This is a genomic window from Gymnodinialimonas ceratoperidinii (assembly GCF_019297855.1).
Lineage (GTDB): Bacteria > Pseudomonadota > Alphaproteobacteria > Rhodobacterales > Rhodobacteraceae > Gymnodinialimonas > Gymnodinialimonas ceratoperidinii.
In genome coordinates, this window is record NZ_CP079194.1 from 672,242 (window position 1) to 695,663 (window position 23,422).

22 protein-coding genes are annotated in these 23,422 nt (G+C 64.7%); 16 read left to right on the forward strand and 6 right to left on the reverse strand.

All coding sequences use genetic code 11. From position 1 onward, the window contains the following. Positions 1-2 precede the first annotated feature (2 nt). Positions 3-833 (forward strand): transporter substrate-binding domain-containing protein, encoded by an 831-nt coding sequence (locus tag KYE46_RS03290; protein WP_219003425.1) that lies wholly within the window; start codon positions 3-5, stop codon positions 831-833. A gap of 86 nt (positions 834-919) precedes the next feature. Further along, positions 920-1,801, forward strand: coding sequence for an amino acid ABC transporter permease (locus tag KYE46_RS03295; protein WP_219003427.1), 882 nt, complete (start codon positions 920-922; stop codon positions 1,799-1,801). 39 nt (positions 1,802-1,840) lie between these two features. On the opposite strand, the gene KYE46_RS03300 is transcribed toward KYE46_RS03295, so the two are convergent. Genes KYE46_RS03300 through KYE46_RS03310 form a run of 3 tightly spaced genes read right to left on the reverse strand, consistent with a single transcriptional unit; the run spans position 1,841 to position 4,214 of the window. Beyond that, positions 1,841-2,158: a non-heme iron oxygenase ferredoxin subunit gene (locus KYE46_RS03300; RefSeq protein WP_219003428.1), complete on the reverse strand. Its 318-nt coding sequence runs from the start codon at positions 2,156-2,158 to the stop codon at positions 1,841-1,843. Next, positions 2,148-3,089: a fatty acid desaturase family protein gene (locus KYE46_RS03305; RefSeq protein WP_219003429.1), complete on the reverse strand. Its 942-nt coding sequence runs from the start codon at positions 3,087-3,089 to the stop codon at positions 2,148-2,150. The genes KYE46_RS03300 and KYE46_RS03305 overlap by 11 nt, the downstream gene beginning before the upstream one ends. 30 nt (positions 3,090-3,119) lie before the next feature. Then, positions 3,120-4,214 carry a hypothetical protein gene (locus KYE46_RS03310; protein ID WP_219003430.1) on the reverse strand — a complete coding sequence of 365 codons (1,095 nt, stop codon included), beginning with the start codon at positions 4,212-4,214 and terminating at the stop codon, positions 3,120-3,122. A gap of 98 nt (positions 4,215-4,312) precedes the next feature. Here KYE46_RS03310 and KYE46_RS03315 point away from each other — a divergent pair, with 98 nt between their 5' ends. Both KYE46_RS03315 and KYE46_RS03320 read left to right on the forward strand, forming a co-directional pair. Continuing rightward, positions 4,313-5,242, forward strand: a complete 930-nt coding sequence (locus tag KYE46_RS03315) for a LysR substrate-binding domain-containing protein (RefSeq protein WP_219003431.1) — start codon at positions 4,313-4,315, stop codon at positions 5,240-5,242. A gap of 76 nt (positions 5,243-5,318) precedes the next feature. After that, positions 5,319-6,350 carry an aromatic ring-hydroxylating dioxygenase subunit alpha gene (locus KYE46_RS03320; protein WP_219003432.1) on the forward strand — a complete coding sequence of 344 codons (1,032 nt, stop codon included), beginning with the start codon at positions 5,319-5,321 and terminating at the stop codon, positions 6,348-6,350. Positions 6,351-6,383: 33 nt separating this feature from the next. Here the strand turns inward: KYE46_RS03320 and KYE46_RS03325 are convergent, their stop codons facing one another. Next, complete coding sequence (locus tag KYE46_RS03325) at positions 6,384-7,676, reverse strand: NAD(P)/FAD-dependent oxidoreductase (RefSeq protein WP_219003433.1); 1,293 nt, start codon at positions 7,674-7,676, stop codon at positions 6,384-6,386. Between the two features lie 332 nt (positions 7,677-8,008). On the opposite strand from KYE46_RS03325, the gene KYE46_RS03330 reads away from it, so the two are divergent. The 3 genes from KYE46_RS03330 (at position 8,009) to KYE46_RS03340 (ending at position 11,175) form a co-directional block, all read left to right on the forward strand. Continuing rightward, positions 8,009-9,010: a taurine ABC transporter substrate-binding protein gene (locus KYE46_RS03330; RefSeq protein ID WP_219003434.1), complete on the forward strand. Its 1,002-nt coding sequence runs from the start codon at positions 8,009-8,011 to the stop codon at positions 9,008-9,010. Between the two features lie 84 nt (positions 9,011-9,094). Continuing rightward, the gene (locus tag KYE46_RS03335; RefSeq protein WP_219003436.1) at positions 9,095-9,901 is read left to right on the forward strand and encodes a taurine ABC transporter ATP-binding protein; all 807 of its coding nucleotides are present in this window, start codon (positions 9,095-9,097) and stop codon (positions 9,899-9,901) included. Continuing rightward, positions 9,898-11,175, forward strand: coding sequence for an ABC transporter permease (locus KYE46_RS03340; protein ID WP_219003438.1), 1,278 nt, complete (start codon positions 9,898-9,900; stop codon positions 11,173-11,175). The genes KYE46_RS03335 and KYE46_RS03340 overlap by 4 nt, the downstream gene beginning before the upstream one ends. A 167-nt stretch (positions 11,176-11,342) precedes the next feature. Here KYE46_RS03340 and KYE46_RS03345 read toward each other — a convergent pair whose 3' ends face one another. After that, positions 11,343-11,531 carry a hypothetical protein gene (locus KYE46_RS03345; protein ID WP_219003440.1) on the reverse strand — a complete coding sequence of 63 codons (189 nt, stop codon included), beginning with the start codon at positions 11,529-11,531 and terminating at the stop codon, positions 11,343-11,345. Positions 11,532-11,763: 232 nt separating this feature from the next. Here KYE46_RS03345 and KYE46_RS03350 point away from each other — a divergent pair, with 232 nt between their 5' ends. From KYE46_RS03350 to KYE46_RS03390, 9 genes are all read left to right on the forward strand, one after another. Continuing rightward, complete coding sequence (locus KYE46_RS03350) at positions 11,764-12,201, forward strand: MarR family winged helix-turn-helix transcriptional regulator (RefSeq protein ID WP_219003442.1); 438 nt, start codon at positions 11,764-11,766, stop codon at positions 12,199-12,201. A gap of 277 nt (positions 12,202-12,478) precedes the next feature. Further along, the gene (locus tag KYE46_RS03355) at positions 12,479-13,747 is read left to right on the forward strand and encodes an ABC transporter substrate-binding protein (protein WP_219003445.1); all 1,269 of its coding nucleotides are present in this window, start codon (positions 12,479-12,481) and stop codon (positions 13,745-13,747) included. A 21-nt stretch (positions 13,748-13,768) separates the two neighbouring features. Next, entirely contained in the window at positions 13,769-14,830 is a 1,062-nt protein-coding gene (locus tag KYE46_RS03360; protein ID WP_219003447.1) for a carbohydrate ABC transporter permease, read from the forward strand. Continuing rightward, entirely contained in the window at positions 14,827-16,278 is a 1,452-nt protein-coding gene (locus KYE46_RS03365) for a carbohydrate ABC transporter permease (RefSeq protein ID WP_219003449.1), read from the forward strand. Before KYE46_RS03360 ends, KYE46_RS03365 begins: the two co-directional genes overlap by 4 nt. 78 nt (positions 16,279-16,356) lie before the next feature. Beyond that, positions 16,357-17,430 (forward strand): ABC transporter ATP-binding protein, encoded by a 1,074-nt coding sequence (locus tag KYE46_RS03370; protein WP_219003451.1) that lies wholly within the window; start codon positions 16,357-16,359, stop codon positions 17,428-17,430. Positions 17,431-17,500: 70 nt separating this feature from the next. Further along, entirely contained in the window at positions 17,501-18,493 is a 993-nt protein-coding gene (locus KYE46_RS03375; RefSeq protein WP_219003454.1) for a Gfo/Idh/MocA family protein, read from the forward strand. A 1-nt stretch (position 18,494) separates the two neighbouring features. Further along, positions 18,495-20,081: an acyl CoA:acetate/3-ketoacid CoA transferase gene (locus KYE46_RS03380; RefSeq protein ID WP_219003456.1), complete on the forward strand. Its 1,587-nt coding sequence runs from the start codon at positions 18,495-18,497 to the stop codon at positions 20,079-20,081. Then, a complete protein-coding gene (locus tag KYE46_RS03385; protein ID WP_219003458.1) occupies positions 20,078-20,842 on the forward strand; it encodes an enoyl-CoA hydratase/isomerase family protein in 765 nt (254 codons plus the stop codon). The genes KYE46_RS03380 and KYE46_RS03385 overlap by 4 nt, the downstream gene beginning before the upstream one ends. Before the next feature lies 1 nt (position 20,843). After that, entirely contained in the window at positions 20,844-22,364 is a 1,521-nt protein-coding gene (locus KYE46_RS03390) for an aldehyde dehydrogenase family protein (protein ID WP_219003460.1), read from the forward strand. On the opposite strand, the gene KYE46_RS03395 is transcribed toward KYE46_RS03390, so the two are convergent. Further along, complete coding sequence (locus KYE46_RS03395; RefSeq protein ID WP_219003463.1) at positions 22,343-23,386, reverse strand: LacI family transcriptional regulator; 1,044 nt, start codon at positions 23,384-23,386, stop codon at positions 22,343-22,345. The genes KYE46_RS03390 and KYE46_RS03395 overlap by 22 nt on opposite strands. Positions 23,387-23,422: the final 36 nt, after the last annotated feature.

Sequence of the window (23,422 nt, forward strand, 5' to 3'; positions counted from 1 at the left end):
AGATGACCATGACACGCAGATTATTCGGGGCCGCCCTCGGTGTCGCCGCGGCGATGACGGCGCTGCCCGCAGCCGCCCAAAGCGCGGCGCAGCAACTGGCGAGCGAAAGTGTTCTGACCACCATTCAGGAAGAGGGCGTCATCCGCATCGGCCTGTCGATCTTCACGCCGTGGTCCATGCGCGATGTGAACGGCGATCTGATCGGTTTCGAGCTGGACGTGGGCCGCGCGCTGGCCGAGGACATGGGCGTTGAGGTCGAGTTCGTGCCGACCGCATGGGACGGCATCATCCCCGCGCTTCTGGCGGGCAACTTCGACGTGATCATCTCTGGCATGTCGATCACGCCGCAGCGCAACCTCACGGTCAATTTCACCGACCCTTACGCCTATTCGGGCATGGCGATCCTCGCCAATGCCTCGATGACCGAGGGCATGACCATGGACGATTACAACTCGCCCGACATCACCTTCGCCGCCCGGCGCGGGGCGACGCCTGCCACCGTCATCGCCAACCGCTTCCCCGAGGCGGAGCTGCTGCTGTTTGACGAGGACGGTGCCGCCACGCAGGAAGTCCTGAACGGCAACGCCCATGCCACCATGGCCTCGCAGCCCACCCCGGACCGCGAGGCGCGCCAGTACCCCGACGTGCTGACCGTGCCCTTCGACGAATTGATCGATCCCACCGGCGAAGCCTTCGCCGTGCGCAAGGGCGATCCGGACGCGATGAATTTCTTCAACAACTGGATCGCGGCGCGGACCCGCTCGGGCTGGTTGGAAGAGCGTCACGATTACTGGTTCGTCGGCAACGAATGGGCCGACCAAGTGCCTGAATAATCCCGACACACGAGGGGGCGCCGCACGCCCGTGCCCCCTCGATCCGCTACCACCTGTGACGACCCCGGACCGGAAAGCCGCGCCCTTTGACCAAGTTCTTTAAACGCCTCCGCTGGCCCGATTACCTGATTGCCGCCGTGGTGGTGGGCTTCTTCGGCTACATCGCCTACGCGATCGAAGGCACGCTGAACTACAACTGGCGCTGGCACCTGATCCCCAATTACATCCTCGGCTGGCACACCGGCCGCGAGGAATGGTTCGCCAACCTCCTGTTGCAGGGCCTCGCCGCAACTGTCCGCATCTCGATCTACGCCAGCGTTCTGGCGCTGATCCTTGGCACCATCCTTGGCATCGCGCGCTGCTCGGCCAACTTGACCGTGCGCATGCTGGCGCGCACCTACCTCGAGCTTTTGCGGAACATTCCGCCTGTCGTGGTCGTGTTCATCTTCTTCTTTTTCCTGTCGCAACAGCTCATCGACGCGCTCAACCTTGAGCGGTGGGCAAGGGGCATCGCCCGGCAGGATGACATCGCCGTCTGGGAGTTCTTCTTCGGCGAGATGCGCCGCTTTCCGTCCCTGATTTCGGGTGTCATCGTGCTGGCCCTGTTCGAGAGCGCCTTTGTCGGAGAAATCGTCCGCGCCGGCATCCAATCAGTGCCCAAGGGCCAGCGCGAAGCCGCCCGCTCCATCGGCATGAGCCGCTGGCAGGAGATGCGCTATATCGTGCTGCCGCAAGCGATGAAGAAGGTCGTGCCGCCGATGGCCAACCAGTTCATCACGCTGATCAAGGACAGCTCGATCATCTCGCTGATCTCGGTTCAGGAACTCACCTACAAGACGGTCGAACTGGTCGCCTCGTCCCGGCTCATCTTCGAGGCATGGATCACGACCGCCGCGTTCTATTTCGTGATCTGTTTCGGGCTGAGCCGTCTGTTTGCGCGGCTTGAGAGAGGACGTAGGAAGGGTTGAGGCCCTTCATTTCGCAGGCATGAGCCGTCTTTTCGAAGTCTAAATCCGGACCTGCACCATCCCGCCCCGTTCGCGCACCTCGTAGGTCAGCATGCGCCGCACCGCAGGCGCGCCCACAGGCCGTCCATCGCGCACGTCGAACGCCCCCTGATGCAGCGGGCATTCGATCACATGCCCGTCGAAATACCCGTCACACAGATCGGCCCCGCCGTGGTTGCAGAGCGCGGCTGAGGCAAACAACCCGCTCGGCGTGTCGTAGACCGCCAGCACCCGTCCGCCCAAATCCACCCGGGTGACCCATGCTTTCTCCAGCGCATCGCGCGGGATGAGGTCCACCCACGCTTTCTCACGCGCCATCTTGAGCCCTGATCTGCCGCCAGATTTCCCGATGCGCGCCGAGATAGCCGCCGGGCTCGACATGGATGTGATCCTTCAGGACCCCGTGCAAACGCGGCAGGGCATGGAACGGGACCGAGGACACGTAGTGATGCTCGGCGTGATAGTTCATGTTCCAGCACAGAAACCGCATCGGTGCGGAGACGAGGTTCGTTCGCGTATTGTCCGACATCTGCGCCACGTTGGGGCGGCCGACATGTTCGGTCATGCGGATGAAGCGCATCACGGGTTCGCCCAGAAGCAGCGGGATAAACCAGAACCAAACGAGGCCCCACCAGCTCGTCACAGCCATGCCGCCGATCACCAGCGCGTAGAAAGCCAGCATCAGCCGCGCGTCGCGGGCGACGGCGGCATGTTCCTCTTTGGGGATGAACTTGCGCTCCGTCTCGCTGAGGCCGCCGCTCGCGTGGCGAAAGACTTCCGTGAACTTGTTGCGCCAGTAGGGCAGGGCGGAGAGGTAGAGGAAATATTCGCCGAAGGTCTTCGGCAGCGGGATCTGCTCGGGGTCCTCTCCCGTCACCTGCGTATAGGTGTGGTGGTCGCAATGCTCGTAACGGAAGAAGCGATGCGGCAGCAGGATCGTGTAGCCGCAGATCTGTCCGACCAGATCATTCAGCCAGCGGGTGCGGAACACGGTGTAGTGGACGCATTCATGCTGGAGCGAGAAGTGGTGAACGAGGATCACCCCTTGCAGGAACATCGCGGGCCAGATCAGCCACGAATGCCACGTCAGCGCGATGAGCGTCGTCGAGCACGCCAGCATCACCAGCCAGAGGGCGACACGCCGCAGGCCGGGACCGTTGCTCCGCTGCATGAAGTCCCGCAACTGGGCGCGGGTCAGCTTGCCCTCGGCAAGGGCTTGGGTCAGGGGCGTGGTGATGGCTTGTGGCATCTGGATGAAACCCTCTGGAGAAGCGCCGGACTATACCTCTGCCGCCTCCGCGTACAAGGCGCGGTCCGACAGGCCGATGGCACGATCCGGTGAGGCGAACATCGCCGCCACGTCCGGATATTGCGAGAATATCTCGGCGACGCCCGAAAGCCGATGCGCCTGAAACACCCCGTCCTCCCAGATCGGGACGCCGTCGAGCGAGATTGTCGGGTCGATGACGTTCCAGCTGATCTCGCCCGGCGCGTAGGCGCCGCAGGTGTGGAAATGGGCGAGCCTCGGATTGCCGAAGGCGGTGCCGCCCCACCGTTCGGTGTGTTCCTCCAGCGTCCATGGGAAGCCACAGCCGGGGTGGATGCCGGCGTGCCAGGAATGGACGGTGTTGCGGTCCAGATCGAATTTGCCGGCGACATGGTCGTAATGCGCCTCGGCCTGAGCGACGGCGTGGGGGGCGCCCGCGAACCCGGTGAGGCGTCCCTTCGAGAAGAGCGCTAAGAGCGGGCCGTCGAGGCTCAGGTGATAGGGCGTGTAGTACTTCGAGCCGGTCCCGGTCAGGAACCCCGGCAAGGCGACACGGCCCGAGAAACGCGCGGCCGGAAGCGCCGCGAAGACCGAAAGCGGGAAGCGTTTGAGGCGCGTGTCGGCACCATCCAATTGCGTGGCGCCGCGCACGTCGGTGCCGCGGGGGCAGGTCAGCCGGACCTCGCGCGCATGGCCCAACGCGCGGTCGGTTGCAGCTTTCAGAGCTTCGAACGCGTGGTAATGGCCGGTCCCGAAACCGGAGCCTAGCAGCTCTTCCGTCGCCGCGAAGCTCGTCACGATGGTCTTGCCCTCGGGCATGTGGCAGAAGCGGAGCTGATCCCCCAGACGCGCGAGAAACAGCACTATATCGGCATGTTCCACCTGTTCCAGCAGGGCAGGGCTGAGCTGAGGATTCTCGGCGTCGAAGCCCACGTCGATCAGACGCACATGCAGGCCGAGGTCGCGGGCCTCTCGCGCGACATGCCCCACCACCTTGCCATCGAAATACCCAAGGTCAGCCGGTTCATGGGCGATCAGCAGGCTTTGCCCCGCCTGCGCTCGTGCGCAGTTCTTGAGCAGGTTGCGGGCGCCGGATCGGGGCGACATGGGCGGGGTCCTTGTAGCGGCAGGGTGCGCTCAGCCTAGGGACGCGCCTGACGCGCTACCATTTGAAAGAGTTAATGTTTGCCATTAGACAAGCTAATATGATCCTCAACCTCCCCTATGCCTCCTTGCGTGCCTTTGAAGCCGTGGTGCGCCTTGGCAGCTTCTCAGCGGCGGCCAATGATCTCGGCGTCAGCCAAAGCGCCGTGAGCCAGCACGTCAAGACGCTGGAGGAATGGTTGGGGCAGGAGCTTCTGGTGCGTGGGGCGCGGCGGTCGACGGGCACGCGCTACGGCACGATGCTGGCACGCGAGATCGATCGCGGGCTTGGCGGGATCTCCGACGTCTGCACACAGATCCGCAGCGCGAGGCAAGAGGATCAGACGGTGGTCATCTCCTGCCCGCCGGGGTTCGCTTTCACGTGGTTGTTTCCGCGGCTTCTTCGGTTTGACCTCGCCCATCCCGATCTGGCGATTTCGATCGCCACGGATACCGGCCAGCGGCCGTTCAACGGGGCAGATGTCGATATCGGCATCCGCTACGGCACTGGCGCGTTTCCCGGCCTGATGGTGGACCATCTGATGGGCGAGCAACTGTTTCCCGTCTGCGCGCCGCAGCTGGCCGAAAGCTTGGCCAGCCCCGACGCGCTGGACGGCCATACGTTGCTGGTGGACGAGATCTTGCGCGCCAGCGGGCCAACGCCCTCGTGGGAGTTCTGGGCAGAGGCTTGCGGCGTCACGCTGCCTCCTTCGCCGCGGACGCGGCGGTTCGGGCAATCCAACCTCGTGATCCAGGCCGCGATCGAAGGTCTCGGCGTGGCGTTGGGGCGGGAACCTCTCGTGCAGGGCGCGCTTGCCGAGGGGCGTCTGGTGAGGCCGTTCGCGCAGACGACGCAATCGCCTTTATCCTATTGGCTGGTGCGGCGCAGCCAGGTGGATCGCAGCCCGAAAGTTCAGGAGTTCCTCCGGTGGATCAAGGGAGAGGCGCAGAGCCAGCCTGATCTGCCCGCGCCACTCAATAAGTCTTCCTAATGGCAGATATTAACGATCCGCGATGGATCACGGATGGATCGCGCCCCATACTCGGTGCAAAGCGAAAGGCCTCTGCATGTATTTGAAAAACTGCTGGTATGTCGCGGCGTGGAGCGCGGACATCGACCGGACCCTGAGGGCAGAGACCTTTCTCGGCGAGAATGTGGTTCTCTATCGCAAGCAGGATGGCACTCCGGTGGCGCTGGAAGACGCCTGCCCGCATCGCAAGCTGCCGCTCTCGGACGGTGCGCTGAAAGGCGACACGGTGGAGTGCGGCTATCACGGGCTGACGTTCGACTGCGCCGGGGCCTGTGTCGCCGCGCCCACTCAGGCCGATACGATCCCAAGGCGCGCGGTGGTGAAATCATACCCCGTCGTGGACCGCTACCGTTTCACCTGGATCTGGATGGGCGACCAAGAGAAGGCGGACCCCGACCTCATCTTCCCGATCCCGAACTTCGATGACCCGACATGGGGCAAGACCGATGGCGGCGTGCTGGACATCGATTGCAACTACCTCTGGGTGGTCGACAACCTGCTCGACCCTTCCCATGTCGCCTGGGTCCATGTGACTTCCTTCGCCGGTGGCGGCACCGATGGCGCGCCTTTGCAGGTGGAGAAGACGGAGCAGGGCGTTCAGGTCACGCGGTGGATCTTCGGAGAGCCGCCATCGCCCTATTACGAGAAGCTACTGGCGTTCGACGGCCCCTGCGACCGCTTGCAGCACTACGAGATGACGCGCCCGGCGATGGCCACGAACATGTCGATTTATACGCCCTCCGGCACGGGTGGCTACGGCTCGACCCCGGTGGCGGAGACCTTCATCAACATTTCCTACAATTTCATGACCCCGATTGCCGAGGACAAGACCCGCTACTTCTGGTTCCAGCATCGCAACTCCGAGCCGGACAACCGCGAGATGTCGGAGGTGATGAACAAGGGTGCCGTCATGGCGTTTCATGAGGACAAGGCGATCCTCGAGAAGGTCCACCAAGGCATGAAACACGCGGTGACGCCGCATATCGACCTCGGGCTGGATGCTGGTGCGAAGACGTTCCGCCTGGGGCTTTCCAAGGCGATCGAGGCGGAGGCCCGCCACGAAGGTTAGGCCGGCCACGGGCCTTTGCGGGTCGGTCCCGCCCTAACGCGTCTCCAGATAATCGAGGAATTTCATCCAGCGGATGACGTGTTTCATGCCCATGACCTTCAGGTTGCGCAGGGGGATGCCTGCGACCTTGGTGACCGGGAAGGGCAGATCTTCCGCCGGTACGCCGAGAATACGCTCCGCCATGACGCGGCCCATGACGTTGGACATGGCCACGCCGCGTCCGTTGTAGCCCAAGCCCACGATCAGCCCGTCCTGCGGTTCATGGAGATGCGGCAGGTGATCTTCGGTCACCGCGATATTGCCGCCCCACCGGTGGGTCCAGGTCGCGCCTTTCAACTGCGGAAAGACCCGTTCCGCGTCGCGCGTCAGCCATTCGAAGCCCTTGATGCCGCCCTTGCCATCCGGCTCTCCGTGGCCGCCGTAGACCATGCGGTTATCAGGCTCGCGCCGCGCATACATGATCACCCGCCGCGAATCCGAGATCGTGTGCCCCTCGGGCAGGATGTCTCCGATAACCTCATCGGGCAGCGGGTCGGTGGCAATCTGGATCGGCGTGATCGGGAAGATCGACTTGGCCAGATCCTTCACCAGCGCGTCGGAATAGCCGTTCGTGGCCACCACGACCCAAGCGCTGCGGATCTTGCCACCACTCGTGCGGGTCACCCATGTCGCCCCGTCCTTTTCCAGTGCGCTCACGGCGCTCTGCCCGAAAATCTCCACCCCTCGGGCCTTGCCCGCCTGCGCGAGGCCACGCACGAACATGAGCGGTTGGACGGCGCCTCCCTTGGGGTTGAGCGTCGCCGTGCTGTAGGCGCGACTGCCGGAAAGCCTCGCAACTTCGTCGGCATCGATCACCCGCATCTCCGCGCCCACGGCGTTCCAATCGGCGATGTCGGCGCGAGCCTTGCGCTGCGCGGCCTTGTTGTGATGCACGCGCAGCCACCCGTTCTGCCGCGCCTGACAGTCGATCTGGTAGGTGTTGATGAGAGAGAAGACCTCGTCCGCTGAGCCAAGCGATTGCTCGGCCAGTTTCTCGAAGGTCTTGCTACCCACGATCTTCTCGACCTTTGCCGGCGAGTTGAAGGGTAACATCGGGTTTACCTGGCCGCCCGTGCGCCCCGATGCGCCGAAGCCCACGTCGCCCGCGTCCAGTACGATCACCCGCTTCCCGGCTTCCGCCAGCGCAAGCGCCGCGCGCAGCCCGGTGTAGCCGGCGCCGATGATCGCCACATCGGCCTCGCGGTCCTCTGTCAGCGGCGGGTTCGCGGGCTGGTCCGGCGCGGTGGTCTTCCAAAGGGATTGCGGCCAGGGGAGGGGGGCGTTCATCGGCAGACACCTTGTGATGAGAGAATGGGGAAGCGGGGCCATAATGTGCTCCGCCAGCGTCGCGTCAACCGAAGATCAGCCAATAAATGAGCGTTCCAGTCTCAATCATCGAGACAGGGTGGCGGTTGACCAATGCGCGTCTGGAAGGCCGATTTGGCCAAATTGGCCCTATAGAATAAGCTTGACGCAAAGAAACCTCCTTGCCTAGCTGTTACGCACGGAGCGATTTTCCGTGAGATGACATGGCGGCGCGTCGCAATAGAGGCCGGGATAACCCGGACACCGCGCATCGTGACCGCTGATAACAAGACTTTTCCCGACAGGAGAGACCAATGAAAAAGACAATCGCATCGCTGCTCGCGGGCACCGCGATTCTGGCGTCCGGCCAGGCTGCGCTCGCAGACGGCCACGTTGAAGAAATCACCGTTGCCTACTTCCTCGAATGGCCACTGCCGCTCTACGACGCATGGGCGAACGGCGAGTTCGAAGAGGCCATGGGCATCGACCTGAACTGGGTCTCCTTCGAAACCGGCACCGCCATGTCGGCCGCGATGGCTTCCGGCGACGTGCAGATCGCCGTTTCCCAAGGCCTGCCGCCCTTCGTTGTGGCCGCGTCCGCCGGTCAGGACATCGAAGTCGTCGACGTCGCCGTGACCTATGCCGACAACGACAACTGCGTTGTGCGCTCGGACCTGGAAATTGACGCCGACAACGCCTCCGAGCTGGCCGGTCGCCGCGTTGCGGTGCCGCTCGGCACGGCAGCTCACTACGGCTTCCTGCGCCAGATGGATCACTTCGGCGTTGACCTTGCCTCGCTCGAGATCGTCGACATGGCCCCGCCCGAGGGTGCGGCAGCCCTGTCCCAGGGGGCGGTCGACTTCGCCTGCGGCTACGGCGGCGGCCTGACCACCATGCTGGAATACGGCAACGTGCTGCTGACCGGCGAGGAGAAGACGGAGTTGGGCATCCTGGTGTTCGACGTGATCTCCGCCCCCTCCGAGTTCGTGGCCGAAAACCCCGACCTCGTAGCCCAGTTCCTCTCCGTCGCGCAGGCGGCGAACGACCGCTGGAACGAGAACCCGAACGACGAGATGTTGCAGAACATCGCCGATGCGGCGGGTATGGACCTGGAGGCTGCGCAAAACGCGATCGCCACCATGGGCTTCCCCTCCGCGGATGAGGTCCTCGGGCCGGTCTGGATGGACGGCGGCATGGCCGAGTTCATGGCGGGTGTTGCCGGTGTCTTCGTAGAGGCGGGCTCCATCGACTCCGCGCTCGACGACTACACGGATCGCGTGAACGCGGGTCCGCTGACCGAAGCGAGCGCCAACTAAGCTATCAAGGACAGGGGCCCGGTTTATCCGGGCCCCTTTTCCGTCTACGCTTCAGTATCTCTCTAGGACACGGAAGGGCCGCAGATGACCGGCTTGGCCATTCGCAATATCTCCATGCGCTTCGACCTGCCCAATGGTGGCGCGGTGCAGGCGCTGCAGGATGTCTCCCTCGACATTAAACAGGGTGAAATCATGTCTGTCCTCGGCCCGTCGGGCTGCGGCAAGACAACGCTTCTCAATATCGTCGCCGGTTTCCTCGCCCCCACCGAAGGGGTGATCGAGTTGAACGGCCACGAAGTCCATGGTCCCGACGCGGAACGCGGCATGGTGTTCCAGAAGGGCGCGCTGTTCGAGTGGATGAGCGTCCGCGAGAATGTCAGCTTTGGCCCCCGCATGAAGGGCCAGCGCGAGCGGGCCTACCGGGAGAACGTCGATCATCTGCTCGACGTGGTGGGGCTGCAGGACTTCAAGGAAAAGGCGATCTACGAGCTTTCGGGCGGTATGCAGCAGCGCGTGGCGCTGGCGCGATGCCTTGCCAACGATCCCGACGTGATCCTGATGGACGAACCCCTCGGCGCGCTGGACGCGCTGACCCGCGAGAAGATGCAGAGCCTCGTGCTCAAGCTCTGGAAAGAAACCGGCAAGACGATCATCCTGATCACCCACTCGGTCGAGGAAGCGCTGCTTCTGGGCGAGCGTCTGATCGTCATGGCGCCGCGTCCGGGTCGGATTCACAAGGAATATGAGCTGCCCTTCGCGGAGTTGGGTGTCGATGCCGACCTCCGGGAGGTCAAGAAAGACCCGCGCTTCCACGAAGTCCGCGAGGAAATCCTCGGGATGATCTGGGATATGGAAGAAGAAATCATGGGCAGAACGGAGGCCGCAAAATGATCCCCCTCCTGATTTACATCGCGATCTTCATCGGCGCATTCATCGCGGTCCGGCTGATTGCCGGCGCCGTGTCGCCCACCGGGTTTACCTCGCTCAAGACAGTGACTTTCGGCGACGAAAGCGCCGTCATCCCCGACCGCCGCGCCTCGGTCATCTCGATCCTCGCGCTGTTTTTCCTTTGGGGGTCGTTTACCGGTTCGATCATCGTGCCGTCGTTCCTGCACATGCCGGGGCCACCCCTCGGCCTGCACTCCTTCGAGCACACGGTGCAGGATGCCGACGGCAATACGGACACGGCCACCGTCACCTTCCTTCTCTACGAGGAAGTCGATGGCGCAGAGACCCCCGAGCCGCCCGAAGTGGAGCCCGGCGAGGGCTTTGCCCGCAACGACAGCCTGGTGATCGAGGCCTATGGCTCGGAGCTGGCGCGGTTGCAGGACAATGACCTGCTGACACGCGACGATGGCACCACGATCATCGAGGTGAACGGCCAACCGATTTCCGGCGGCGACCGTCTCGACCTGGATTTCGGCACGGTGACCATGTCGACCCGCGGATCGATCAACATCCTGCCGGCCCAGGGCCTGCAGATGGAGCCGATCTGGCTGCCGCCCCCGGAAGCGGTCGTGGCCCGCCTCATCGAGATTTCCAGCGACGGTTTCCGCAACTACACGCTGCTCGAGCACCTCGGCTACTCGCTGTTCCGTGTTGTCGTGGGCTTCCTGCTTGGGGCGCTGGTGGGTATCCCGCTCGGCTACGCCATGGGCCTTTCGAACTGGGCCCGCGGCTGGTTCGATCCGATCGTCGAATTCATGCGCCCGGTGCCGCCGCTGGCCCTGATCCCGCTGGTGATCATCTGGGCGGGCATCGGCGAGGCGGGCAAGATTGTCCTGCTGTTCCTCGCGGCGCTCTGGATCATGGCGATCGCGGCGCGGGCCGGTGTGTCTGGCGTGAATATCTCCAAGGTGCACGCGGCCTATTCGCTTGGTGCGAGCAAGGCGCAGATTATGCGCCACGTGATCGTGCCGAACTCCTTGCCGGAGATCTTCACCGGCGCGCGGGTGGCGATGGGCGTCTGTTGGGGCACCGTGGTGGCCGCGGAACTCGTGGCGGCCGTGCAGGGTGCGGGGATGATGATCATGGTCGCGTCGCGGTTCCAAAACACCGACATCGTGATCCTCGGCATCATCCTGATCGGCATGATCGGCTTCGGCATCGATATCCTGATGCGGATTGCCGAGAACAAGCTGGTGCCGTGGAAAGGCAAGAGCTAGCGCGGTCTGAAAGGCCAGATGCGCCAAGTGGCGACAGCGCTCCCTGCGGGTTTGGGGACCCTCCGGGGGGAGTTGTACTGGCCAACATGAAGGAGGGAGCGGAGTGCTGCTCCTGCCGCGGATTGAAGGGAAAGGCGTCGGCTTCAATGGGAGCTGGCGCCTTTTTTTTATGGGGCAGGCTTGGTGTCGTTCCTGTCAGTAATGTCGGGGCGGAAGATGAAGCTGTCGGCGCCGTAGGGGGTGGTGCTCCAGTCGAAAGGATCGGCTGACGGCGCGGGGCGGGTTGTGTTGGCGACGTGGGTCATCTGCATCGGGGCAAAGATGGTATCCTGCGCGGTGAATGTTGTTTCGATCACGGGTGGGCTCCTCGGTGTGGGGTTTTGGGGGTATTGCTGCGCTGGTTTTGGCGTTTCGCGGTGGCGCAACCGGACCGGACCCGCGACGAAACTGTGGTGCGTTTTGCCGAAACCGAGGCTTTTCGATAAAGGTTTTGTCAAATGTTCAGGTCTTGGTGGTTGGGGGTTTGAATTCCGTGAGCGCGCGGCTCTGGCAGTCGCTTTTGCGGGCAGAGGCTGGTATTTCCGCCCCATGACCGAGCGCGATTTTCACCCGTCCCGATTCCTCCCCTACCTTTTGAACCAAGCGGCAGAAGCGTCCAGCCAGGAATTCCAGGCCTATTATCGCTCGCGCTACGGGATGCTGCGGACCGAGTGGCGGGTGATGTTTCACCTCGGGTGCTACGGCGATCTGTCGGCCAAGCAGATCTGCGAGAAGGCCTCTATTCACAAGACGAAAGTTAGCCGAGCCGTGGCGGCATTGGAGACGAAGCGATACCTCACCCGCGCGCCGAGTGAGACGGATCGGCGGATCGAGTTGCTGTCGCTGACCCCCGCAGGCGTCAATGTCTTCGAAGACCTCAGCCGGGCCGCCGAGGGGTTCGATACCAAGCTGATCGCGCGGCTTGAGCCGGGCGAGGTCGAGGCGCTCCGCCGGGCGTTGGTGGTGCTGTCGAGACCCGCCGATTGAGACAAAACGAATCGCGCGCGCCCTTTCGGTGAAAAAATTCTGCGCCTTCGCGTGTCGGTGCCTCAGAAAATTGATATACTATTGATATACCATCGCGCGACGCCTGCCAGCGTTATCCGGCGCCTCGCGCGGGATTGATATATCTGTCGGGATTTTCGGCGCCGGATGGGCCAAGTGGCGTTGATTTAAGCAGTGGACGGACTGCGCAAATCTCTTCTACCGTCATGCAAAACACGAAGAAAAGAACCACCAGATGGATTCTATGGGAGGACTCCAAATGACCAAATTGCACACTTTGCGGCTGACCTGCGCGGCAACTGCCTTGCTGGCGGCGGGCTCCGCTTCGGCCGATGAGATCAGCTTTCTGTGCTACCAGAACGGCAACGAATGCGAGGTGCTGAGCGCGATCGCCGCCGATTACGAGGCCGAGACCGGCCACACCGTCGCGATGGAAGTCGTCGGCTACGAGATCATTCGCGACCAGCTGGAAAACCAGTTGCAGACGGACGCCGCACCGGACGTGGCGCGGGTCACGAACCTTGGGGGTCTGAACCAGTATTACCTCGATCTGACCCCTTACGTGGACGCCGATTACATGGAGGCGGCCTATGGCTCGGTGCTGCCGTGGTATCGCGCGCCGGGGGGCGAGGATCAGGGCATCTATGGCTGGCCGACCGAGCTTACCGTGACTGGTCCCTACATCAACGTGACCATGTTCGATGACGCGGGCGTGGACATCCCCGGCGATGGCGCGACCTGGGAGGAGTGGATGGAGGCTCTCGGCGAGGTGCAGGAGACCCTCGGCATGGATGCGGTCTTCGCGATGGATCGCACCGCCCACCGTTGGGCCGGGCCTGCGTTCTCCTACGGCGCGGCGTTCTTCGATGACGACGGTGTGCCGATCCTAGTGGATGAAGGCTTTGCCGACTACGCCCGCACCTTCGTGGAGTGGCACGAGCGCGGCCTGATGCCGGCCGATGGCTGGCCCGCCGGTACCGGCACTGCCTACCGCAACGCCTCGCCGCTGTTCCTGTCCGGTTCGGTCGCGATGCTCATGTCCGGCTCGTGGAATATCGGGAACTTCTCGGAGAACATCACCGATTTCGAGTGGCGCGCCGTGCCTGCGCCCTGCGGCCCCGGCGGCTGCGGTGCGATGCCCGGCGGCGCTGGCGTCGTGGCGTTCAGCTCGACCGATGTGCCCGAGGCGGCTGCGGGCCTGATCGCCCACTTCGCCACGGAAGAGAATGCGGCGCGTTACGCGGCAGAGACCTCTTCGATCACGGCGCATTCGGGCCTTCAGGCCTCCGGCGTGGATTACGGCGACGCGGACCCGGCGGTGGCCCAGGCCCTGTCGACCTTTGCAGCTTCCATCGGCACTGCCGCCGAGACGACGCCGCAGGCCTTCACCTTCCAGGGCTACGCCCAGAACTTCGTGATCTACGGCGTCGTGCCGGACTACATCACGCAGGTCATCACCGGTGAAAGCACCCTGGAAGAAGCGCTCGATGCGATTGATGCGGATGTTGCCGCGCAGATCGCGGAATAAGAGCAGTAGAGGGTCAGGACGATGTGGACGGCGGTTGAAAATGCCTTCGCGGGCTCGTCCTGGCCGCTCGCCTTTCTTGTTTACCTTATCGTGGGGGCGGTCATTGCCCGCCCCTCCGGCACCCTCGGCTCTCGCGCCATGGCCGTGCTCGGCTGGCCGATCGAGCTGGCGCAGAAGCTGCGCGGCCATGGGCCCTTGCCTTATCTTTTCCTGCTGCCGAACCTTCTGGTCTTCGGCATCTTCACCTTCGCACCCCTGTTCATCAACGTGGGCTTTTCCGTCACCGAAGGTCAGAGCATCAGCTTTGCCGACCGGCCCTTCGCGGGCACCGACAACTGGCAGCGCTTGTTGGCCGAGACGCAGATCGATACCGGCAATCCCAACCTCGAGGATGACCAGTTCTACCGCGCCGTCATGGACACAAGCGTCTTCGTCATCTTTCAGGTGCCGATCATGGTCCTGTTCTCGCTGATCACGGCGCTGGTGCTGAACCGCGATATCGTCGCGCGCGGGCTTTGGCGGTCGATCTTCTTCTATCCCGTCATGCTCTCGCCCGTGGTGGTGGGTTTTCTCTGGACGCTGATCCTGAAACGTCAGGGCCTTCTGTCAATCACCCTGATGAACTGGGGCTGGATAGACGAGCCGATCCAATGGCTGGTCGACCCGAGTTGGACGATGTTCTGGTCGATCTTCGTCTACACATGGGCGCATCTGGGCTTCTACATGCTGATCCTGCTGGCCGGTTTGCAGGCAATTCCTGCCGACCTTTACGAGGCAGCCGAGATGGACGGCGCGTCTCCCTGGCGCGTCTTGCGCCGGATCACCCTGCCGCTCCTGATGCCGACGCTTCTGGTGGTCACCGTGCTGTCGCTGATCAAGGCGTTTCAGGCCTTTGAGGAACTCTATGCCATGCAAGTCGGATGGATTTCGGTCGTGGCCTACATCTTCGAGACGGCCGGCCTGCGTGGCAACCCGACGCCCAACGGGCTCGGCATCGCGGCGACGGCCTCGCTGATCATCGCAGGCGCGCTGGCGATATTCTCGATGCTGCAAATCTTCCTAAGCGGGAGAGGCGCACGATGAGCACTGTCTGGGATTTCCTCAGCCGCACCGCGGGCGGGCGGCATGGCGGGCGCAATCGGCTGAGCTGGACCGATTGGCTCTCCTACGCCTACCTGATCTTCGGGTTCCTGATGATCCTCGTGCCTGTGATCTGGCTTGGGCTGAACTCGGTGAAGTCTCAGTTCCAGATCGAGAGCCAGGACATCTCGCTCCTGCCGGGTGATTTCGACCGGGTGGCGCGGGCGACGGTGAACGGGCCCGACGGGCGCGAGATCTTCATCATCGCGGATCTGCCGGACTGGGTGTTGAACTGGTCCGACCTCTCCGAGGCCGAGCGCGAAGGCCGCGACGTGGCAGCCTTCCTTGAAGGGTTCGAGGGTAATGCGCTCTATGCGCTGCGTTCGCATCTGGGCCAAGTCAGCAACGCCGCGCGGCAGATGATCGCCGAGGAGGGGCTTCCCGTCTGGTTGAACCGCTACGCTGCCCTGACGCCACAAGCGCGCGAGGCCTTCGACCTCGACGCCGTGGTCGCGACGCTGGATCAGGACCAACAGAGGCTGATCCTCGAATATCTGGGGGTGGAGCCCTACCAGCCGAACCGGATCGTGACGCAGGTTCTGGTGACCGCACCGCATCCGGAAACCGGCGAGGTCATGGAATGGGCGATCCCCAATCCCAACGCCTCGTCCGAGTTCTTCCCCGGCCGCGCGGTCAATGGCGACGCGAGCCAGGTCGTGCGCCTGCCTGCCGAAAGCGTCATCGCCACACGCACCATCGCGCCGTCCTGGGGCAATTATTCCGAGCCTCTGTCCGGCACCGCCTACGGCGTCAACGTGGACTTCGCGACCTGCATTACCAACTCGGTCCTCGTCACCGTCATTGCCACGCTGATGACCTTGCTGATCAACTCCATGGCCGCCTTCGCCCTGTCGAAATACACCTTCAAGGGCCAGACCCTGTTCCTGATCGTCATTCTGGCGACGCTCATGGTGCCTGCCACGATCACCCTCGTCGGCGTGTTCAAGGCGATCAACGCGACGGGGCTTTCGGGGTCGATCTGGGGCGTGATCATCCCCGGCGCGGCGACCCCGGCGGGCGTGTTCCTGCTGCGGCAATACATGCTGACGATCCCCGACGAACTGCTCGAGGCCGCCCGTATGGACTCGGCCTCCGAATGGAAGGTCTACTGGCGCATCATCCTGCCGCTGGCGCTCCCGGCCATTGCCGCGCTTGGCATCCTCAGCGTCATCTGGCGCTGGAACGATCTGATCATTCCCATGGTCGCCATCGCCACCAATACCGAGGCCTATACGATCCAGCTTTGCCTGCTGGAATTCCGCGGCGAGCACATCAGCCAGGAACATTACCGCCTTGCAATGACGGTCGTGTCGCTGATCCCGACCACCTTGGTCTTCGTCTTCCTGCAGAAATACATCACCACCGGCATCGCCAATACCGGCATGAAATGAGCCACCCCGAAACAGCGCCGCGCCGCGGGCGGACACGCCCCGGCGGCGCAGGACGCTTCAGGGAAAAAGGAAACACCCATGGCCCTACTTGAACTGCGCAACGTGAAGAAATCCTACGGCGAGGTGGAGGTCATCCACGGCGTCGACATCACGGTGAAATCGGGCGAGTTCTGCGTCTTCGTCGGCCCGTCGGGCTGTGGCAAGTCCACGCTGTTGCGGATGATCGCGGGGTTGGAAAACATCACCTCGGGCGAGATCGCCATCGATGGGGACGTGCTGAACCACGTCCCGGCCTCCAAGCGCGGCCTCGCGATGGTGTTCCAGAGCTATGCGCTCTATCCCCATATGTCCGTGCGCAACAACCTGTCCTTCGGGCTCGAAAATATCTCGATGCCCCGTGACGAGATCGATGCCCGTGTGAACGAGGCGGCGCGCATGTTGCAGATCGATGCCTATCTCGATCGGCGTCCCGGCCAGCTTTCGGGCGGTCAGCGCCAGCGCGTGGCCATCGGCCGCGCTGTGGTGCGCGAGCCGCGGGTGTTCCTCTTCGACGAGCCGCTCTCGAACCTCGATGCCGAGTTGCGCGTCGCGACGCGGGGCGAGATTTCCGAGCTGCACCAGCGCCTTGGCAACACGATGGTCTATGTCACCCACGATCAGGTGGAGGCGATGACCATGGCCGACAAAATCGCCGTCCTGCGCGCCGGCAGGCTGGAGCAATTCGGTCCGCCGTTGGAGCTTTTCAATGCGCCCGCCAACCGCTTCGTGGCGGGGTTCATCGGCTCGCCCAAGATGAACTTCATCCGTGGCACGATGGGCAGAGACGGCGCTTTCGTCTCGGAAGGCGGTGCCGAGGTGGCGCTGGATGCCGCCCGTTTCGACACCCGTCCCGGCCAAGCGGTGGAACTGGGCGTGCGCCCGAGCCACGCGAACCCCGCCGAGGGCGAGGGCGTGCCGCTTCAGGTCCGCGCGGTCGAGCAATTGGGCACGGAAACCTTTGTCTACGGGGCCGTTGCAGGCTCGGACGATTTTGCCATGCAATTGCCCGGACAAGTCGCCATTACGCCGAAATCGACGCTGCAAGTCGCCATCGACGCCTCTGCCGCGCATCTCTTCGACATCGAAACCGGACTGAGCTGCGCCCGACACTGAGGCTTGACTCGCGAGGTGGAACGTTCCAAAACGGCTGCAAATAGGAACGTTCCAATAAGCGGAGAATGCCATGCGGTGGGGATTGATCGGGGCCAGCACGATTGCAGCAGAGCACATGATCGGCGCGATCCGCGCGTCGGGTGGTGAAACCGCCACGGTGCTCAGCTCCAGCGCCGAGCGCGCCGCGAGCTACGCCGCCGAGCACGGGATCGCCAAGGGCGTGACCGATCTCGACGCCGCAATGGAGGACGTCGATGCCGTCTACATCTCCACCACGAACGAGAAGCACCTGCCTCAAGCCATGGCCGCGATCAAGGCGGGCAAGCACGTGCTCTGCGAGAAGCCCCTGGCGATGAGCGTCGCGGATGCCGTCACCATGGTAAAGGCGGCCGAGGCGAAGGGCGTGACCTTCGGCACCAACCACCACCTGCGCAACGCGGGCAGCCACCTCGCGATCCGCGAGCTGATCGAGACGGGCCGCATCGGCAAGGTGCTCTCGGTCCGCGTCTTCCACGCCGTTCACCTGCCGCCGCACCTGCAGGGCTGGCGCATCGACAACCCGGCCGCGGGCGGTGGGGTGATCCCGGATATCACTGTCCATGACGCCGACACCGTGCGTTTCCACCTTGGCGAGGATCCTGCCGAGGTCGTCGCGATGAAAAGCGCCTCGGGGATGGGGCAGGGGGTCGAGGACAGCGCCATGTCGGTCTGGTCCATGCCCTCGGGCGTGATGGTTCATACCCACGAAAGCTTCACCCACCCCCATGCCGGCTCGGGCATCGAGGTGCATGGCACCGAAGGCTCGATCATCGCGCGGGGCGTGATGACGCAACAGCCGGTGGGCGAGGTCACGCTGCGCCACGGGGGTGGCGAGCAGGCGGTCGAATATGCGACCCACGGGCTCTACGACCGCGCGGTGGATCTCTTCACCCGCGCCTGCATGGGCGAGGGCCGGCCTTCCGCCGATGGCGTCGATGGGGTCAAATCCCTCGCCGTGGCCGAGGCTGTCTCCAAGGCTGCCGAAACCGGCACCCGCACGGCGGTCGATTATGGCGGGGTCTGAGATGCGCAGCGAACGTCCCTCGAAGATCGTCACCGGCGCGGAGGCCGCGGCCCGCATCAAGGATGGCGCGGTGGTCACCGTCTCCTCCAGCTCGGCGCTCGGCTGTCCCGATGCGGTGCTGGAAGCCATCGGCGCGCGGTTCGAGGCTGAAGGCCACCCGCGCGACCTGACCACGCTGCACCCGATCGCGGCGGGCGACATGTATGGGGTCAAGGGCGTCGATCACATCGCCCGCGACGGTCTGCTCTCGCGGATCATCGGCGGCTCCTATCCCTCCGGCCCCTCGTCCCTGCCGATGCCCGCGATCTGGCAGATGGTCGTCGAGGACCGCGTGGCCGCCTACAACGTGCCTTCGGGCATCCTCTATGACATGCACCGCGACGTCGCCGCGCGCCGCCCCGGCGTGCTGACCAAGGTGGGGTTGGAGACTTTCGTGGACCCGGTTCGTGAAGGCTGCGCCATGAACGCCCGCGCCGAGGCGGACCCCATCGTCAGCCGCGTCGACTTCGGCGGTGAAACCTGGCTGCATTTCCCCAATATCGTGCCGGACGTGGCGATCATCCGCGCCACCACGGCGGACGAGAACGGCAACCTGACCTACGAGCACGAGGGCGCCTACCTCGGCGGGCTCGATCAGGCCATCGCCACGCGCAACCACGGCGGTCTCGTCATCGCGCAGGTCAAGCGGATCACCGCGGCGGGCAGCCTGCGGCCCCACGACGTCCATGTGCCGGGCCACCTCGTCGATCTGATCGTCGTCGCCCCGGACCAGCGCCAGACCACGGAAACGCCCTATGATCCCGCGATCAGCGGCGAGGTGATGCGCCCCTGGGACAGCTTCGCGCTGGCCGAGCACGGGGTGGAGAAGGTCATCGCCCGGCGCGCCGCGATGGAGCTTTCGCGCGGCATGACCGCGAACCTCGGGTTCGGAATCTCGGCCCTGGTGCCGCGTATCCTGCTGGAGGAAGGCGCCCATGACGCTGTCACCTGGGCCATCGAACAGGGTGCCGTGGGGGGCATGCCCCTGACCGGCTTCGCCTTCGGCTGCGCCTCCAACGCCGATGCCTTCGTCCCCTCGCCGCAGCAGTTCTCCTATTTCCAGGGTGGCGGCTTCGACGTGTCCTTCCTGTCGTTCATGGAGGTCGACGTGGACGGCAACGTGAACGTCTCCAAGCTTGGCAAGAAGCCCTACCTGACGGCGGGGTGCGGCGGCTTCGTGGACATCACGGCGCATGCGAAGAAAATCGTCTTCTCTGGCTATTTCGAGGCGGGCGCGGGGCTCGAGCTGACCGAGGAGGGGCTGCGCGTCACCACGCCGGGCCGGTTCACCAAGATGGTCGAAGCGGTGGAGCATGTCACCTTCGCAGGCCGTCGCGCGCGGGCACGGGGCGCCGACGTGCTCTACATTACCGAGCGCTGCGTCATGCGCCTCGGCGACAAGGGGCTGGTGGCGACCGAGATCATGCCCGGCATCGACCCGGCGCGCGACATCGTGGAAGCCAGCGAAGGCCGCGTCACCATCGCCGAGGACGCGGCAACCATGCCGCTCTCGCTCCTGCGGGACGGGCCGATGGGGCTGGTGCCATGACCGGGGTGCACCTCTCCCTCGACGGGGCCGTAGCGGGGATCACGCTGGACAACCCGTCGAAGCTCAACGCTTTCACCCGGCCGATGCTGCGCCAGTTGGACGAGGCCTGCGCCACGCTGGAAACCTCGCCCGGCGTGCGCTGCGTGCTGATCCTCGCCGCCGAGGCGCGCGCCTTCTGCGCCGGGGCCGACATCACCGCTTGGGGAGAGCTCTCCCCCACCGATTTCGCACGCCTCTGGGTGCGCGACGGACACCGAGTCTTCGACCGCCTCGCGCGCTTGCCGATGCCCACCATCGCGGTGCTTGAGGCCCATGCGTTCGGGGGCGGGCTGGAACTCGCCGCCTGCGCCGACATGCGCATCATGGCACCCCGCGCGACGCTGACCCTACCCGAGGCGCAGGTCGGCATCGTGCCCGGTTGGGGCGGCTGCACCCGGCTGCTGCGCCTTCTGCCGGAACCCATGGTGAAGGAGATGGCCCTCTTCGGCCGCCGCATCGACGCGACGCGCGCCGCGGCGGCGGGCTTCGCCACGGTCTCCGACACGCCTCGGTCGACGGCCGAAGAGATCGCCGCGACGACGATCACCGCCTCGCCCCGCGCGCAGGAAATCGCGAAATACCAGATCCACGCCGCCGTGGGCGAGGACCGCAACGCCATGATCGAGGCCCTGGGCGGCGGCATGGCCGGCGCCACCGGGGACCGGGACGAGGGCGTCGCCGCCTTCACCGAAAAACGCACAGCAGAATTCCGAGGCAACTGACATGACCGAGATGACGATCATTCCTTCCGCCGGCATGGCCACGCCCGCGCCCTTCACCGCCCGCCACCTGATCGACGGCGCGTGGCGGGACAGCGCCGACCGCGCGGTTTCCGAGCGGCATTCGCCGGCCCACGGCACCCACGTGAGCACCGCCGCGAAGGGCGCGGCGCCAGAGGCCGACGCCGCCATCGCCGCCGCACGCCGCACATTCGACGCGGGCGATTGGGCCTTCTCCAGCGGCGCGTCGCGCGCGGCGATCCTCTTGAAGGTGGCCGACCTGATCGAGCGGGACCTCGACCGCATCGCGATGCTGGAGACGCTGGAATCCGGCAAGCCGATCAGCCAGGCCAAGGCCGAGATCGGAGGCGCGGCGGACCTCTGGCGTTACGCGGCGAGCCTTGCGCGGATGATCCACGGGGACAGCCACAACTCGCTCGGCGCCGAGATGCTTGGCGTCGTGCTGAAAGAGCCGATCGGCGTCGTCTCCCTCATTACGCCGTGGAATTTTCCCTTTCTCATCGTCTCGCAGAAACTGCCCTTCGCGCTGGCCGCGGGCTGCACGGCGGTGATCAAGCCTTCGGAACTGACGCCCTCGACCACCTGCATCCTCGGCGAGTTGCTGATCGAGGCCGGTCTGCCCGATGGCGTCGCGAATATCGTGCTCGGCTATGGCGACCCGGTGGGAGAGATCCTCTCCACCGATCCGCGCGTCGACATGGTCAGCTTCACCGGCTCCACCGGTGTCGGCAAGCGCATCAGCGCGGCGGCTTCGGGCACGCTCAAGAAGGTCTCGCTGGAGTTGGGCGGCAAGAACCCGCAGGTCATCTTCCCCGATGCAGACCTCGACCAGGCCGCCGATGCGATCACCTTCGGCGTCTATTTCAACGCCGGCGAATGCTGCAACTCCGGCTCGCGGATCATCGTGCACGAGGACGTGGCCGAGGCGCTGACCGAGAAGGTCGTGGCCCTGTCGCGTAAGGTGCCCTTCGGCGATCCGCTGGACCCCGCGACGCAGGTCGGCGCGATCATCTCGCCCGAACATATGGAGAAGATCAACGGTTACGTGCAGGATGCCGTGGCCGATGGCGCGAAGGTCGCCATTGGCGGCGGCGCGCTGGAGGTCGAGGGCGTGGGGCCACAGTTCTACCAACCCACGGTGGTCACGAACCTGCGCCCCGAGATGCCCATCGCCCGAGACGAAGTCTTCGGCCCGGTCCTCGCGGTGCTCACCTTCCGCACGCTCGACGAGGCGCTCGCGCTCTGCAACGACGCGACCTACGGGCTGTCGGCGGGGGTCTGGTCGCGCGACATGTCCACCTGCCTCTCCTTCGCGCGGCGGGTGCAGGCGGGCACGGTCTGGACCAACACCTGGATGGACGGCTTTCCCGAGATGCCCTTCGGCGGCGTCAAGGAGAGCGGTCAGGGGCGCGAGTTGGGCCGCTACGGGCTGGAGGAATTCCTTGAGGTGAAGACCGTGCAGATGCGCATCGGCGACACCCGTCAGCCTTGGGTTTCGGGGTGAGCCACTTGTTCGAACTCCGGCGACAGGATGTGCGTGAGGCCCGCGGCAGGCTCCCCCGCCATGCGGCGCAGGAGCATCTCGGACATCAGGTGCCCGGTCTTGCGCAGGTCCTCGTAGACCGAATCGATCCGCGGGCGGATGTTGTCGAAGATCGGCGAGGCGCGCTTGGCGAAGATGTCGGCATCCCGTCCGAGCACACCACCGCTGTCGGTCAGCGCCGAGAGGGTGATCAGCGCCGTCACCTCGCCGACGCAGACATAGCCGTCAGGCGGCGTCTCGGACTCGCGGCTGGCGCGGGTCGCACGGGCGATCTCGGCGGAGGAGCTGTCGAGCGTCGCGCCCTCGATGATCTCGTAGTTGACGCCGGCCGCGCGCACGGCGCTGAGAAAGCCGTACCGCAGGTGCTGCGTGAAGGTGAACCGATCCTCGGGCAGGACCATGGCGAGCCTTGTGCGGCCCTTTGCGACCAGTCGCTCCACCGCGGTGCGCGCGAAGGCCTCGTTGTCGAAATCGACGAAAGGATGCGGTGTCGTGAACTCCGTTCGGCCGTGGCAGACGAAGGGAAAATCCGCCTCGAGCAACATCCGGACGCGGGGATCGAACGCCTCGGTCCGCGTGAAAAGAACGCCATCGGCCAATTGGTTGCGCAGGATGTTCCGCACTGGTTCCAACCGGTCCGCGCCGACGTTGTCAGGCACCACGTTGACGGAATAGCCCGTGCCCCGCAGGGCGTCGGTCATGCCCGACAGGAACTCGTGGGTGAAGCCCAGAAATTCGTGCTCGGTATTCAGCAACAGCGTTACCACCTGCGTGCGTCCCGTCCGCAGGCGCCGCGCGGCACGATCCGGCACGTAACCGGCCTCGGCCGCAGCCTGTGCTATGGTGGCACGGGTCTTCGCGGCGATTCGCGGATCATCGGCAAGGGCGCGACTAATCGTGGCGACCGAGAACCCGGTGGCTTCCGCCAAGGAGCGCAGCGTCGGCTTGTCGCCCGTCTGTGTCAGCCCAGGTTCGCTGCTCATCGTTCAAGATCGCCCATCGGTTGCATCCCGCATTGT

What these genes read in the sequence shown, in the direction of transcription:
- KYE46_RS03380 (WP_219003456.1), top strand. Translation starts at nt 18,495, where the DNA reads ATGCGCAGCGAACGTCCCTCGAAGATCGTCACCGGCGCGGAGGCCGCG.
- KYE46_RS03355 (WP_219003445.1), top strand. Translation starts at nt 12,479, where the DNA reads ATGACCAAATTGCACACTTTGCGGCTGACCTGCGCGGCAACTGCCTTG.
- KYE46_RS03305 (WP_219003429.1), bottom strand. Translation starts at nt 3,089, where the DNA reads ATGCCACAAGCCATCACCACGCCCCTGACCCAAGCCCTTGCCGAGGGC.
- KYE46_RS03365 (WP_219003449.1), top strand. Translation starts at nt 14,827, where the DNA reads ATGAGCACTGTCTGGGATTTCCTCAGCCGCACCGCGGGCGGGCGGCAT.
- KYE46_RS03385 (WP_219003458.1), top strand. Translation starts at nt 20,078, where the DNA reads ATGACCGGGGTGCACCTCTCCCTCGACGGGGCCGTAGCGGGGATCACG.
- KYE46_RS03320 (WP_219003432.1), top strand. Translation starts at nt 5,319, where the DNA reads ATGTATTTGAAAAACTGCTGGTATGTCGCGGCGTGGAGCGCGGACATC.
- KYE46_RS03375 (WP_219003454.1), top strand. Translation starts at nt 17,501, where the DNA reads ATGCGGTGGGGATTGATCGGGGCCAGCACGATTGCAGCAGAGCACATG.
- KYE46_RS03350 (WP_219003442.1), top strand. Translation starts at nt 11,764, where the DNA reads ATGACCGAGCGCGATTTTCACCCGTCCCGATTCCTCCCCTACCTTTTG.
- KYE46_RS03390 (WP_219003460.1), top strand. Translation starts at nt 20,844, where the DNA reads ATGACCGAGATGACGATCATTCCTTCCGCCGGCATGGCCACGCCCGCG.
- KYE46_RS03325 (WP_219003433.1), bottom strand. Translation starts at nt 7,676, where the DNA reads ATGAACGCCCCCCTCCCCTGGCCGCAATCCCTTTGGAAGACCACCGCG.
- KYE46_RS03330 (WP_219003434.1), top strand. Translation starts at nt 8,009, where the DNA reads ATGAAAAAGACAATCGCATCGCTGCTCGCGGGCACCGCGATTCTGGCG.
- KYE46_RS03290 (WP_219003425.1), top strand. Translation starts at nt 3, where the DNA reads ATGACCATGACACGCAGATTATTCGGGGCCGCCCTCGGTGTCGCCGCG.
- KYE46_RS03300 (WP_219003428.1), bottom strand. Translation starts at nt 2,158, where the DNA reads ATGGCGCGTGAGAAAGCGTGGGTGGACCTCATCCCGCGCGATGCGCTG.
- KYE46_RS03315 (WP_219003431.1), top strand. Translation starts at nt 4,313, where the DNA reads ATGATCCTCAACCTCCCCTATGCCTCCTTGCGTGCCTTTGAAGCCGTG.
- KYE46_RS03395 (WP_219003463.1), bottom strand. Translation starts at nt 23,386, where the DNA reads ATGAGCAGCGAACCTGGGCTGACACAGACGGGCGACAAGCCGACGCTG.
- KYE46_RS03310 (WP_219003430.1), bottom strand. Translation starts at nt 4,214, where the DNA reads ATGTCGCCCCGATCCGGCGCCCGCAACCTGCTCAAGAACTGCGCACGA.
- KYE46_RS03370 (WP_219003451.1), top strand. Translation starts at nt 16,357, where the DNA reads ATGGCCCTACTTGAACTGCGCAACGTGAAGAAATCCTACGGCGAGGTG.
- KYE46_RS03335 (WP_219003436.1), top strand. Translation starts at nt 9,095, where the DNA reads ATGACCGGCTTGGCCATTCGCAATATCTCCATGCGCTTCGACCTGCCC.
- KYE46_RS03340 (WP_219003438.1), top strand. Translation starts at nt 9,898, where the DNA reads ATGATCCCCCTCCTGATTTACATCGCGATCTTCATCGGCGCATTCATC.
- KYE46_RS03360 (WP_219003447.1), top strand. Translation starts at nt 13,769, where the DNA reads ATGTGGACGGCGGTTGAAAATGCCTTCGCGGGCTCGTCCTGGCCGCTC.